10 protein-coding genes are annotated in these 13,228 nt (G+C 64.1%); 5 read left to right on the forward strand and 5 right to left on the reverse strand.

The genetic code is table 11. The features are described from left to right. Window positions 1–27: 27 nt before the first annotated feature. Together FIU94_RS13840 and FIU94_RS13845 are read right to left on the reverse strand one after the other, a co-directional pair. The gene (locus tag FIU94_RS13840) at window positions 28–2,067 is read right to left on the reverse strand and encodes a DUF6851 domain-containing protein (RefSeq protein WP_254702542.1); all 2,040 of its coding nucleotides are present in this window, start codon (window positions 2,065–2,067) and stop codon (window positions 28–30) included. Between the two features lie 284 nt (window positions 2,068–2,351). Beyond that, the gene (locus FIU94_RS13845; RefSeq protein ID WP_152466344.1) at window positions 2,352–2,837 is read right to left on the reverse strand and encodes a flavodoxin family protein; all 486 of its coding nucleotides are present in this window, start codon (window positions 2,835–2,837) and stop codon (window positions 2,352–2,354) included. Window positions 2,838–3,066: 229 nt separating this feature from the next. Here FIU94_RS13845 and FIU94_RS13850 point away from each other — a divergent pair, with 229 nt between their 5' ends. From FIU94_RS13850 to FIU94_RS13865, 4 genes are read left to right on the forward strand one after another with little or no spacing between them, the layout of a single operon-like run. Then, a complete protein-coding gene (locus FIU94_RS13850) occupies window positions 3,067–4,461 on the forward strand; it encodes a circularly permuted type 2 ATP-grasp protein (protein ID WP_254702543.1) in 1,395 nt (464 codons plus the stop codon). A 1-nt stretch (window position 4,462) separates the two neighbouring features. Then, window positions 4,463–5,404, forward strand: coding sequence for an alpha-E domain-containing protein (locus FIU94_RS13855; RefSeq protein WP_152466346.1), 942 nt, complete (start codon window positions 4,463–4,465; stop codon window positions 5,402–5,404). Then, window positions 5,405–6,205, forward strand: coding sequence for a transglutaminase family protein (locus FIU94_RS13860; RefSeq protein ID WP_152466347.1), 801 nt, complete (start codon window positions 5,405–5,407; stop codon window positions 6,203–6,205). It abuts the gene before it with no gap. 32 nt (window positions 6,206–6,237) lie between these two features. Beyond that, a complete protein-coding gene (locus FIU94_RS13865) occupies window positions 6,238–6,969 on the forward strand; it encodes a peptidase (RefSeq protein WP_152466348.1) in 732 nt (243 codons plus the stop codon). A gap of 269 nt (window positions 6,970–7,238) precedes the next feature. Here the strand turns inward: FIU94_RS13865 and FIU94_RS13870 are convergent, their stop codons facing one another. The 3 genes from FIU94_RS13870 to FIU94_RS13880 are packed head-to-tail and all read right to left on the reverse strand — an operon-like array spanning window position 7,239 to window position 11,769. Beyond that, the gene (locus FIU94_RS13870) at window positions 7,239–8,888 is read right to left on the reverse strand and encodes a hydantoinase B/oxoprolinase family protein (RefSeq protein WP_152466349.1); all 1,650 of its coding nucleotides are present in this window, start codon (window positions 8,886–8,888) and stop codon (window positions 7,239–7,241) included. Next, a complete protein-coding gene (locus FIU94_RS13875) occupies window positions 8,885–10,942 on the reverse strand; it encodes a hydantoinase/oxoprolinase family protein (RefSeq protein ID WP_302848706.1) in 2,058 nt (685 codons plus the stop codon). The genes FIU94_RS13870 and FIU94_RS13875 overlap by 4 nt, the downstream gene beginning before the upstream one ends. A 56-nt stretch (window positions 10,943–10,998) precedes the next feature. Then, entirely contained in the window at window positions 10,999–11,769 is a 771-nt protein-coding gene (locus FIU94_RS13880; protein ID WP_152466350.1) for a copper chaperone PCu(A)C, read from the reverse strand. 29 nt (window positions 11,770–11,798) lie between these two features. On the opposite strand from FIU94_RS13880, the gene FIU94_RS13885 reads away from it, so the two are divergent. Then, window positions 11,799–13,175, forward strand: a complete 1,377-nt coding sequence (locus FIU94_RS13885; protein ID WP_152466351.1) for a hypothetical protein — start codon at window positions 11,799–11,801, stop codon at window positions 13,173–13,175. Window positions 13,176–13,228: the final 53 nt, after the last annotated feature.

Genomic DNA, 13,228 nt, shown 5'->3' on the forward strand with positions numbered 1-13,228 from the left:
CGCATCAATGGCGCGCGCGCCTGCAGGTCAGAGGGACAGAAAGTCAGTCCAGGTTGCAATGCTGTCATCAAGCGTTTCTTCCGCGCCGAGAATGACGTTTTCGCCCAGTTCCAGGTCGGTCACATCCGCAAAACGCAGACGCGCGATCAGATCTCCGTCCACTTCCAGACGAACGTGTCTTTCCCTTTGATCGAAGGTGACAACCGCAGTTTCGCCGAAGCCGTAGAGCGCAATGATGTCCTCTGCGGCGTCAAAATCCTTGACCGCGTCATAGCTGCTGCTCTCGGGTCCGAAAATGAAAACATCGGTCCCCTCGCCACCGGACAGACGGTCGCGTTCGTTGCCGCCGACCAGGATATCATCGCCGATGTTGCCGATAAGCTGGTCATTGCCGTCGCCGCCGATCAGCACGTCATTGTCGGCGTTGCCCTTGAGCCTGTCATTGCCCGCTTCGCCCATCAGCATGTCAGCCCCGCGACCACCATATAGCTTGTCGTTGCCGCTGCCACCTTCGATCTGATCTTCGCCGCCGCGCCCGCGCACATGGTCGCGTCCGGCACCGGCGATGACAAGCCCGCCATTCGTATCGCAAACCAGTTCATCGTTTCCACCGCGCGTGAACAAGGCGTCCCACCGGATCTGCCCCGCCTCGGCCACCTTCTCTCCCACTTCCAGACCACGCAGGTTGCCGTCCATGATGTGGATGCCGCCGTACAAGCGACTGATCCCCGCTTCCTGTGCTGCTTCGGTCAGGGTTTCCCATTGCAGGACGACAGGATCTTCGCCGATCCATGTCTCGAACGTCAGATCGGTGGCGACGTATTGTCCCAGAAGGTCAATCCCCCCGGCGTGGTCCAGATCGTAATTTCCATAGCTTTCGCCATCGTAGTAGACGTCCGATCCGACGAAGGCGGCGATGGTCTTCGCAGCCGCCATCGAGAACGTGGAGTGACCCGAGACGAATTCAGGGAACGGCGGCGTGACAAAGGTCACGTTCTGATAGGGTTGCCAGAATTGTCCCAGGATCGTTTCTGTCCCGTGCTCGGGCCCACCCCAGGCCTCGATCTCCTGATCGAAATAGAGATCACGGATCGCCGACTGGGGGCGAATGAAGTTGTAATAGTACTTTGCTTCCCAGGTCGCGATGCCCGCATCGAACACCGCAGTGTTCAAGGCAAAGAACATCTTGGCGTCCTCGTCGATGCCGTGACCTTCACGCAGGGCGATGTCCTGGGCAATCTGGTTCCAGTGACCGGGAGGCGATTCCGTGCGCGGTCCGTCGGCCCAGAATTCCGCGATCACCTTGCCGCGATTGTCCAGGTTGGCGCTGTAGTCGACCACTTCGGTAAACTGGTCGCGGTAGGCCTGGTCACCGGTCGTGACGTTGCCCCGACCGTCGACATATTCACTGAAGTCGCCCAATTTCGGCGGTGCCGGGGGCCGGAAAACAGACATGTCGGAGCCAAGCGCGAAGGAGTCGACGCTGCCCCAATGCGGCGCAAGTGCGACCTGATCCGTGTAGGTGCTGGGGTCGTCGTTGTCGAAGATCGGAATGCCTTCGTCGTTGACGAGCGTTCCGTTTGGCACGCGCAGGGGCTGCCAGCTGTTCGGGTCGAAATCCGCACCACCCGGCGCATTGGCGGCATCCGGATCAGGTGAATTGACCGGGGTATACCCTGTGGTGTCGGCAAATCCGTTCTCGGCGTTGGAGCCGTCGCCGACCCGAGCCGCCAGCACGTTCGCGGCCGCCAGATTGCCGATCGCCGCGCCGCTGCCAGTCCCTGTGGCCGTGTCTTCGGTATCGTAGCCGAGCGTGTTCATGAAGGCGTCGAAAGTCGCGGTATGCTCGGGAAACAACGTCGCGAGCATTCGGTACGAGGCAAAGCTCACGGCCTCGGCCTTGACCGCTTCGGTGATCAGGCCCGGGTCAATGGTGATCTCGGAATAATAGCCGTAAGCGTCGTCATCGAACGCCGCGAAAGCGTCGTAGACGGCGGCGGATTGCAGGTGAAGCTGATAGGTCGTCGACGTCGGTTTCGCCCCGCCGTCGCGGATCGCTTCAAGCATGAGCTCGTTCCATTGCGAAACGAGGGATTGTTGATTTGGCATCGCGCGGGGCTCCTTATGCGGTCAAAGGGTGACACTCATTTACGGAGACACGACATCTCAGCTGAACAGGCCGACCCACTGTTGTCTGATTACATTCAGTCTTCACAAGAAAGTGAAGAGCCCGCTATCCCCATTTGGGTACTGATGTCGAGTGCGCGAATTTCTGAGTGGAATTAAACGATTGCCATGCCCTGACGCGGATGGCTCTGGCGCCGGTGCCACAGGAATTGTGGCGCCCGGGCCTAGAACATCCCCATACTCAGCCCGGCCCCCAGCGCCGCGCCAAGCTCACGGCACCTGGCCAGTTCGTCCTCCGGGATCGTCTTGTCGGCGAGTATCTCTTCGGGGCTTTGGGCATGTGTGCAGACGATCATCGGCTCCTGCACCTCTTTCAACCGCCAGCCCTGCGCGATGCGCGCGGTCTGGCGGACCGCGTTTTCGCCGTCGGACCCGGCGCACACCATCTGGGCATAGGGCCGCCCCTCGATCCGGCCCAGAACCGGGTAATAGCTGCGGTCGAAGAAATCCTTCATCACACCGGCGATGGCCGCCAGGTTTTCCGGTGCGCAGAAGATGTAGCCATCGGCGTCCAGCAGGTCGTCCGGCCCCGCATCCGCCGCGGCCAGCAGCCTGGTCTTGATTTCCTCGCGCGCGGCTTTTGCCGCCGCCTCGGCCATCTGACGGCTGCCGCCGGTTTTAGAGTGATAGACGACAAGCAAGGTCGGCATGGAACACCTTTCGATGCTGGTTCTGGCCAAAGGCTGATCCGTCTCGCGCCGGGGTGCAACCTGAAACCGGGCGCGGCGCGCCGGATCGGTCGCCTGTTTTGTAGGCACTTCTTCAGAAATGATCGGTAATTGGGCGGGGTTGCCGGACTCTGATGCGGTCAACGATTGCTGCAAGGCCGCTTTGACCTATCCTACATGCATGACAACAAAAGTCTTTCCCTTTGATGAAATGCGGTCAGACGCGGGCCCACGCGGCCCTTATGATTATTACGATGCCTGGTTCGCGGCGCAGGACAACCAGCGCCTGGCCCAGAAGGCGGCGGAGGCCGAAGCCTTTTTCCGCCGGACCGGCATCACGTTCAACGTCTACGGCCAGACCGATGCCGAGGAACGGCTGATCCCCTTCGATCTGATCCCCCGTATCCTGTCCAGCCGGGAATGGACCAGGCTGTCGCGCGGGATAGAGCAGCGTGTGGCGGCGCTGAACGCCTTTCTGCATGACATTTACAACCGGCAGGAAATCCTGCGGGCCGGGATCATTCCGACGGAGCTTATCGCGCGCAACGACGCCTTTCTGCCGCAGATGATCGACTTTACCCCACCCGGAGGCGTCTACACCCATATCGTCGGCACCGACGTGGTACGCACCGGAGAGGACGACTTCTTTGTCCTGGAGGACAACGCCCGCACGCCATCGGGTGTCAGCTATATGCTGGAAAACCGCGAGACCATGCTGCAGATGTTTCCCGAACTCTTCAGCACGATCCGCGTGCAGCCGGTCAGCGACTACCCCAAGAACCTGCGCCGCGCGCTTGAAGCGTCGGCACCGGCGTCCTGCACCGGGCGGCCCCGTGTGGCTGTGCTGACGCCGGGCATCTACAATTCAGCCTACTACGAACATAGTTTCCTTGCCGATCAGATGGGTGTGGAACTGGTGGAAGGGCATGACCTGCGGGTCGTGGACGGTCATATCGCCATGCGGACCACCCAGGGCTACAAGGTGATCGACGTCATCTACCGCCGGGTCGATGACGCATTCCTCGATCCGCTGACGTTCAACCCCAACTCCATGCTGGGGGTGCCGGGGATCATGGATGTCTACCGCGCGGGCAATATCACCATTGCCAATGCGCCCGGCACCGGTGTCGCGGATGACAAGGCGATCTACAGCTACATGCCCGACATCGTGGAATTCTATACCGGCGAACGGGCGATCCTGAAGAACGTGGAGACGCACCGCTGTTCGGAGCCCGACAGTCTGAACTACGTGCTGGACAACCTTGCCGACCTGGTGGTGAAGGAGGTACATGGCTCGGGCGGGTACGGGATGCTGGTGGGGCCCGCCGCCAGCAAGAAGGAAATCGCAGCTTTCGCCGAAAAGCTGCGCGCGCGGCCGAACAACTACATTGCCCAGCCGACACTGGCGCTGTCCACGGTGCCGATCTTTACCGAAAGCGGTCTGGCCCCGCGCCATGTGGACCTGCGCCCCTTTGCGTTGGTGTCGCCCAAGGGGATCAACATCACCCCCGGCGGCCTGACCCGGGTGGCGCTGCAAGAGGGGTCGCTGGTGGTGAACTCCAGCCAGGGCGGCGGCACCAAAGACACCTGGGTTCTGGACGACTGATATGCTGGGAAAGACCGCAGGTGGATTGTACTGGATGTTCCGTTACCTTGAGCGGGCAGAGAACATCGCCCGGCTGGTGGAGGCGGGGTTCCGCATCGCGCTGACCCGCTCCAACGACGCGGAGGCCGAATGGAAATCGGTGATCGTCACCTCGGCCAGTCAGGACACTTACGAGGCGCGTCATGACGGGTACGACAGCAGCCAGGTGATCAATTTCCTGCTGCGCGAGGCGCACAACCCCAGTTCGGTCCTGTCGATCATCAAGGCCGCCCGCGACAACGCCCGGCTGACACGCACCGCCCTGACCACCGAGGTCTGGTATGCGGTCAACGACACCTGGATGATGTTCTCGGACCTGTTGAAGGATCCGGTCCCGGAAACCGAGGTGCCCCGCGTGCTTGCCGTGATCCGGCAGCAGGCGGCGCTGGTGCGGGGCGCGCTGCACGGGACGATGCTGCGCAATGACATCTACGACTTTTGCAGCCTGGGGATTGCGGTCGAACGGATGGACAGCACCGCGCGCATCATCGACGTGAAGTATTATTCGCTGCTGCCGTCGCCGTCCTTTGTCGGCAGCCGGCTGGACAATGTGCAATGGGAAACCGTGCTGCGCTCCGTTTCGGCACACAGGTCCTTCCGCTGGGCGGTGGAGGACGACTTTACCGCCCCCGCCATCGCGAATTTCCTGATCCTCGATTCCCGGATGCCACGGTCATTGAATTTCTGTGCCAACCAGATCGCCGCGAACCTCGGTCTGCTGGCAGAGGAATACCAGATGCGCAAACCGTCCAACGATATGGCCGAGCAACTGCTGGCGCGGCTCAAGGGCCGCGACATCGGGTCGATCTTTGAGGAAGGATTGCACGAATTCGTCGAGACGGTGATCGACGACACCGCCCGGCTTGCCCAGCAGATCGAGCAGGATTACAGGTTCAACGGATAGATGCATATCGAGATCAGCCACACGACAGAGTATCTCTACACCGCGCCGGTCAGCTATGCGCTGCAAAAGGTGCGACTGCGTCCGCTGTCCTCGGGTGTGCAGGAGGTCGTTGACTGGTCCGTCACCGTCAGCGGCGGCAAGATCGAAAACCAGTACATCGACCATTACGGCAACCACGTCGATCTGGTCAGCCTCGACCCCGGCGGGCAGGCGCTGTCGATCAGGGCATCCGGATCGGTCGAGACGAAATGCGCCGATGGCGTAACGGGCAAGATCTATACGCGCGCGCCGCTGTGGCACTTCAGGGAACCGACAGCAGCAACGGAACCGGGCGCTGAAATCCGCGATATCGCGGGCGTGCTGACCCGCTACGACACGACGCTGGACGGGCTGCATGGCCTGTCCGCCGCGATCCTGGAAAAGGTCCCTTATACGCTGGGGGCGACCCACAGCCACACCACCGCCGAAGAGGCGCTGACCAGCGGCGGTGGCGGGGTCTGTCAGGACCATGCGCAGATCTTCATCTCCGCCGCGCGGGTCGCGGGCATTCCCGCGCGCTATGTCAGCGGCTATCTGATGATGAACGACCGGGTGGACCAGGACGCCACCCACGCCTGGGCAGAGGCGCATGTGGACGGGCTGGGGTGGGTCGGCTTCGACATCTCCAACGGCTATTCGCCGGACGAACGCTATGTGCGGATCGCCATCGGGCGGGATGCGCGCGACGCGTCGCCGATCGAAGGGCTGCGGTTGGGCGCGGCGGAAGAAGAACTGATTGTATCTTTGCAGGTGCAGCAGTAATTCTGACACGCACGGCATTATCGGAAAATCGGATGACATACTGCATCGGGATGAGGATCGACAAGGGGCTGGTCTTTATGTCCGACACCCGCACCAGCGCGGGCGTGGACAACTTTGCCACCAGCAAGAAGATGTTCACCTGGTCCACGCCGGGCGAACGGGTCATCACCATCATGACCGCAGGCAACCTTGCCACGACCCAGGCGATGATCAGCCTGCTGGAGGAACGGTCCAAGTCGCCCGAGGACCGCGACCCGAGCATCCTGCGTCAGACCACCATGTTTCAGGTCGCGCGCCTGGTGGGGGCGACGCTGAAGGAAGTCATCGCGGAAAGTTCGCCGGGCGGGCAGACCTCCGACGACCAGTTTGCCGCCTCGGTCATCGTGGGCGGCCAGATCGGAGAGGGGCCGCCGACCGTCTTTCTGGTCTACCCCCAGGGCAATTTCATCGAGATCACCGACGATACGCCGTTCTTCCAGATCGGAGAGACGAAATACGGCAAACCGATTCTCGTGCGCGCCTACGACCGCAGGATGAGCTTTGAAGAGGCGATCAAGCTGTTGCTGGTTTCCTTCGATTCGACGGTGAAATCGAACCTGTCGGTGGGGCTGCCCTTTGACCTGATGGTGTACGAAACGGGGTCTTTCGACACATCGCGGCAAAAGCGCGTGGGGCAGGACGATCCGGTGTATCAGTCCATCTCCACCGGCTGGGGCGACGCGCTGCGCGATGCGTTCCAACTGCTGCCCAGCTATTCCGTCTGACGGGCCGGGCAGGGGGCGCAGGGCGCGGTCCAGGGGTGCCCGGAATCAAACTACATTACATTGATACAGACGCACGACAGAGGTTCGCGCCCGGCCCCGAGGGCGGGCATGGTGAGGCTTGGTGCGCGATCCGGTCATAGCGAAAGGTTGCAAAAGATCGAAACGTTCGAATAATTCGCGCCCGCCCTGGGGGGCGGGGTCGGGCGCGAACCGGATCTCAAGCGATCCGGGGGCAAATGGCCAATGTAACATACTTCGGATACAGGGCCTTACGTACGGCCCAGCCGTTCATCCTCGGCACTGAGCGCCGGGTCACGTTCGGAGGCGGGGCCGAAACCACCGCCGCCGGGGGTCTTGACCCGCACGCGGTCGCCCGCTTTCAGCGCGATATCCTGTTCCTTGGACAGATGGTCGGGAATGTAACGGACACCGTCGCGCCAGACCTCGACCTCGTTCACCGCGCCATCGCCACCGCCCAGCGCGCCCTGCGGCCCGAAGCGGCCGTGGTCCATCACGAAACTCGCCCGGGCGTCACCGCGCCTGAGTTCCAGCTCATAATCCAGCCCCAGACCGCCGCGATGCCTCCCGGTGCCGCCCGATCCTTCGCGCAGAGCATAGCGGTGGTAGAGCACCGGAAAATTCTGCTCCATGATCTCGACCGGGGGGGCCTTGGAGATGCCGATGGTGGAACAGCCGTTGGCGATGCCGTCATGGTCCGCATTGCCGCCGTAGCCGCCGCCCGAAAGCTGGTACATCACGAAATCCCGGCCCGTCATCGGGTCATGCCCGCCCAGCGCGAAATTGCCGCTGGTCCCCGCGGGGGCGGCGGTCACGCGGTGCGGCAGCGCCTCGACCAGCGCGGCAAAGACCGCTTCGGCGATGCGCTGGCTGACCTCGGCCGCGCAGCCCGACACCGGACGCGGGTACTGCGCATCAAGGAAGGTCCCGACCGGGCGGATCACCTCCAGCGGTTCGAACGCGCCCGCGCTGATCGGCACCTGCGGAAAGATGTGGCGCATCGCGAGGTAGACGGAGGACAGCGTGGTCGCCAGCACCGAATTCATCGGCCCCATGCAGGGCGGGCTGCTGCCGGCAAAGTCAAAGGTCAGATGGCCGGGCGTCTTGGTGATCTTCAGCCGGATCGCCAGCGGCTCGTTCACCACGCCGTCGCTGTCGATCCAGGCGGCGGAGGTATATTCCCCATCCGGAATTTCGTCGATCAGGTTGCGCATCTGGGCCTCGGCCCGATGGCGCAGCTCCGCAATCGCCGCCCGCACCACGTCGTCGCCGTAGCGGTCCAGCAGCGCATTCAGCCGCTCCTCGCCCACCATCAGCGCGGCGGCCTGCGCCTTGACGTCGCCGATGCGCTGGTCGGCCACGCGGATGTTGGAACAGATGATCGCGTAGATCTCCGGGTCCAGCACGCCCTGTTTGAACAGGCGCACCGGCGGCAGGCGCAGCCCTTCCTGTTCGACAGATGTGGCCGACGCTGAAAAGCCCCCCGGCACGGCGCCGCCCGTGTCGGGCCAATGCCCCGTGTTGCTGAGCCAGCAGAAGATTTCACCGTTGCGGTAGAACGGCCGGGCAAAGCGGACATCCATCAGATGCGTGCCACCCAGGTAGGGGTCGTTCACGATATAGATGTCGTCGGGCTGCGGGGCAGGGGCGGTGCCCGCGGCAATCATCTCGATCAATGTGCGGGTGGAATACTGCATGGTACCGACAAAGACCGGCAAGCCGCCCGCGCCCTGCGCGATCAACGCGCCATCCTCGGCGGCATAGATCCCGTCCGAGCGGTCGTTCGCCTCTGCGATCACGGGGGAAAACGCGGCGCGGGAAAAGCTGAGATCCATCTCGTCGCAGACCTGTTGCAGCCCCGCCTGGATGACCGAAAGGGTGATGGGGTCGATGCTGCTCATTCCGCCGCTCCGATATGGATCATCAGGTTGCCGTCCGCGCCGCCCGTTACCCGGTCGCCGGGGGGGACAAGCGTGGTACAGTCAAGTTGTTCAATGATGACGGGGCCGTCCAGCGTCACATCGGCTGGCAGATGGTCGCGCCAGTAGACCGGCGTGTCATGGGGGCTGCCATCGAAATGAACGGTGCGGCGGCCCGTCGGGGTGGCGCTGGCCTGCCTGCCGCCCGCGTCGATCAGCAGCGACAGGTCCACCGGGGCGCAGACCCCGATGACCGAGCAGTTTACGTTCACGATCCGGGCGCGGATCTCCGGCAGGTCCACCTTGAACCGCTGCCAATAGACCTCGTTGAAGCGGGTCCGCAGGGCCTCTGCCGAGGGGGTTGCATTTTCCAGCGGCACCCGCACCACATGGCTTTGGCCCAGAAACTGCATGTCGGCGCTGAAATGATGTTCGACACGCGTGACGGTGACGTTTTCGCGCGCCAAGGCCGCCTGTCCTTCCGCCAGTTGCGCGGCGAATGCAGCGTGCAGCGCGGGCATGTCCAGATCGTCCAGCGGCTGGTTCAGGGTTTGCACAAAGTCATGGCGCAGGTCGGCCACGGCGCAGCCCAGCGCATTGGTGATCCCGGGGCGCGCTGGCACCAGCACGCGGGGCACGCCCAACTCGCGGGCAAGCGCCGCGGCATGCAGCGGCCCCGCGCCGCCAAAGGCAAAGAGAGCAAAGTCGCGCGGGTCCGCGCCCAGCGACAGCGACACCATGCGGATCGCGCCCGCCATTTTGGCATTGGCCAGACGGATCACCGCCTCGGCGGCACCATGGGCATCGACCCCCAGCGGCGCCCCAAGCTCGCGGGCAAAGATCGCGGCAAGCGCGTCCATCCCGACGCCCCCCGCCACCGCGTTCAGCTTGTCGGTGTTCAGACGGCCCAGCAGCATGTTTGCGTCCGAAATCGTGGGCCGCGTGCCACCCTTGCCATAGCAGATCGGGCCGGGATCGGCCCCGGCGCTTTCCGGTCCGACCTCAAGCAGCCCCGCCGCATTGACCCGCGCGATGGAGCCGCCCCCGGCACCCACGGTGCGCACATCCACCATGGGCACATGGATCGGCATGGCATATTCCACCTCGATCTCGTTCGAGACAGGCGGCGTGCCGTCGCGGATCAGCGCGACGTCCGTGCTGGTGCCGCCCATGTCATAGGTCAGCAGGTTCGGCTCGCCCGCGCGCCTGCCGGTATAGGCGGCGGCCATGACGCCCGAGGCGGGGCCGGACATGACGGTCTTTGCGGCCTCCTGCGCGACCAGTTTGGACGACACCATGCCGCCATTGCCGTTCATCACCAGCACGTCGCCGCGATACCCCTTGGCCGCCAGTTCATCGCGCAGCCGCGCCACATAGCGTTCCAGCAGCGGCTGAACCGAGGCATTGACCGCTGCCGTCACGCCGCGTTCGAACTCGCGGCTTTCCGACAGCAGGCTGTGGCCGGTGGTGATGTAGGCGTTCGGCCAGACCTGGGCGGCGATCTCGGCCGCGCGCAGCTCGTGGGCGGGATTGGCATAGGCATGCAGGAAATGGATCACCAGCGCCTCGCAGCCCGCGTCGATCAGCTGCCTGATCGCGCCGCGCAAAGCGTCCTCGTCCAGCGGGGTCAGCACGTTGCCCTGCGCGTCCATCCGCTCAGCCACTTCCAGCCGCAGATCGCGGGGGATGATCGGCGTGAATTGTCCTTTCATCCCATAGGCCTGCGGACGGGTCCGCCGCCCCAGTTCGAGCACGTCGCGGAAGCCAGCCGTGGTGATCAGCCCGGTGCGCGACAGTTTGCGTTCCAACACCGCGTTGGTGGTGGTAGTGGTGCCATGTACGATCAGCCCGACATCGCCCAGTGCGACCTCGGCCTGCTCCAGCGCCGCCAGCACGCCAAAAGCCTGGTTATCAAGGGTTGTCGGTGTCTTGGCGATGCGCATGGTGCCGCTTGCGCTGTCCACCATCACAAGGTCGGTAAAGGTGCCGCCGACATCCACACCAATGATGCTGCCCTTCGTCTCGGACTGTTTCACGCCGGTGCCTTTCGCCAAACTCACTTGTATACCAATAAAATCGGAAAGCGGAGGGTTTAGTCAACCGTTATGATGGTGCTGGCGGTGACGGGCGTATCGCCCACCACATAGGCGCGATGATCGTTGGTGTTCAGCGTCACGCGAACTTCGTGGGCACCCGGGGGCAGGGGGCCGATGTGGTATTCGGGCGCAAAGAGCCGCCCCAGCTTCATCCCGCCGACGTAGATATGGCCGTGACCAGTGCCGGGCACGTGGTAGAGCCCCATCAGGTCTTCGGAAAAGGTGAAGTCGCGGGCGGTGATCTTTACCTGCCAGCCGTCGCCGTCGGGCAAGGCGTCAATCGCGATCTCCGGGGCCGGTTCGCCGTCCCCCACGACACAGATGTCGCCCCTGCCGAACAGGCCGACTTCGCCGGCGGCCCCGGCCTGTGCGGGGTCCGACATCCGGGCCTTGACGGTCACGTCACCCGCCTTGGCAAAGGTGAGGACAAGCGGAACCAGGGCGCCATGCGCAAACGGGGTTTCGGGCTGGCGGATGTCGATATGCGCCGCATCCAGCGCCAGCGCGGAATGTCCGCTGGGCACTGGCAGGCCATCCGCACTGGCCGGGTTATACAGCGTCGCCGCCGCCACCGGGCTGGACACCGCCAGCAGGCGGTCGGGCGTGCCCTGGTTGTCGATGCTTAGGAAAGCGCCAAGCCGGGTGTCGTCCATCGGCTGGGCCAGCGCATTTTCGATCAGCAACGCCGAGGAGGACCGCCCGAAGCCGGTCAGCCAGATCGCGCAGGACAGCAGCGCCAGCCCGAAAAGAACAAAAGCCGCTTTCAAAATTCCTGTCCCCTCGCCAGAGTGCAGCCATGAGACTGCGTGAGATCGTCATAGGCGTCAAGCTGGCGGGGCTGCTGGCGCTGCCCGCGCAGGCGCATGTGTCCGAGCAGGGCTTTGTGTTGCTCTTGCCGACCGGGGTCTACACGGCAGCGGGCGTGGCGGCGGTGGCGCTGACGGTGCTGGCGCTCTTTGCGGTGCCGGGCGCTGTGGTTCTGGCGCTCTTCGGGCACCGCAGCTGGCCTGCGCGCGACTTTTCCGCCGCGCGGCAGATCACCAGCCTGATCTCCTTGGCTGGCATGGGCTTTGTCCTTTACCTGGGGTTTGCGGGGCCGCGCGACCCGCTGTCGAACCTCATGCCGCTCAGCTTCTGGACCCTGGGCTGGGTGGCGACGGTCAGCCTTGCGATCCTGTTCGGGAACCTCTGGGCCTGGATCAATCCGTGGACGGGGCTGTACAGCCTGCTGGGGAAGCTGCGGCCGGTCGTCACCCTGCCCGAGGGGCTGGGCCGCTGGCCTGCCGTGGCGCTGCTGCTGGGGTTCGCGGCCTTCCTGCTGGCGGACATCGCGCCGGACGATCCGGCGCGGCTGGCGCAGTTCGTGGCGATCTACTGGGTTGCGACCTTTGCCGGCATGGTGGTGTGCGGCCCCGGCTGGCTGCGCCACGCGGAGCTGGGGCACGCCATCTTTGCCGCTTACGCCAGCCTCGCGCCCCTGCGGCTGTCGGCCCCGGCGGGGCTGGGCGGCCCCGGCTGGCGACTTCTGGCGGTGCGTCCGGCGCCAGCGTCAGGCGTCTTTGCCCTGTGTCTGCTGGGCGTGGGCAGTTTTGACGGCCTGAACGAGACGTTCTGGTGGCTGGGCACGATCGGGGTGAACCCGCTGGAGTTTCCGGGCCGCTCCGCCGTGGTGGGCCAGACGGTCGCCGGACTGGTGCTGGCCTGCGCCGCGCTGATCGCGGTATTCGCGCTGTCGGTCTGGCTCGGGCTGCGGCTGGCGCGGACCGATCTGCGCTTTGCCGAGGCCTTTGGCTGGCTGGCGCTGAGCCTGCTGCCCATTGCGATGGTGTATCATGTGGCGCATTACCTCACCTCCTTTCTGGTGCAGATCCAATACAGCATCGCGGCCCTCAGCGACCCGTTCGCGCGGGGGGCGGATTGGCTGGGGATCGAACCCTTCCGCGTCACGACCGGCTTTTTCAACAGCATCGACAGCGTGCGCCTGATCTGGACCACGCAGGCCGGACTGGTGGTGCTGGGGCATGTCTGGTCCGTGCTGCTGTCCCACCGCATCGCGCTGGATCTCTTCGGCAACCACCGCCGCACGGCCCTTGCAACCCTGCCGCTGTCCGTGTTCATGATTGCCTATACAATGCTCGGTTTGTGGCTGCTGGCGGCGCCGAAAGGGGCCTGAACTGCGTGATCACCGGCTTCGTCTGAGAAAATTCTGGACAAATTGCATGTATG

The sequence above is a fragment of the Sulfitobacter sp. THAF37 genome (assembly GCF_009363555.1).
In the GTDB taxonomy this organism is placed as follows: domain Bacteria; phylum Pseudomonadota; class Alphaproteobacteria; order Rhodobacterales; family Rhodobacteraceae; genus Sulfitobacter.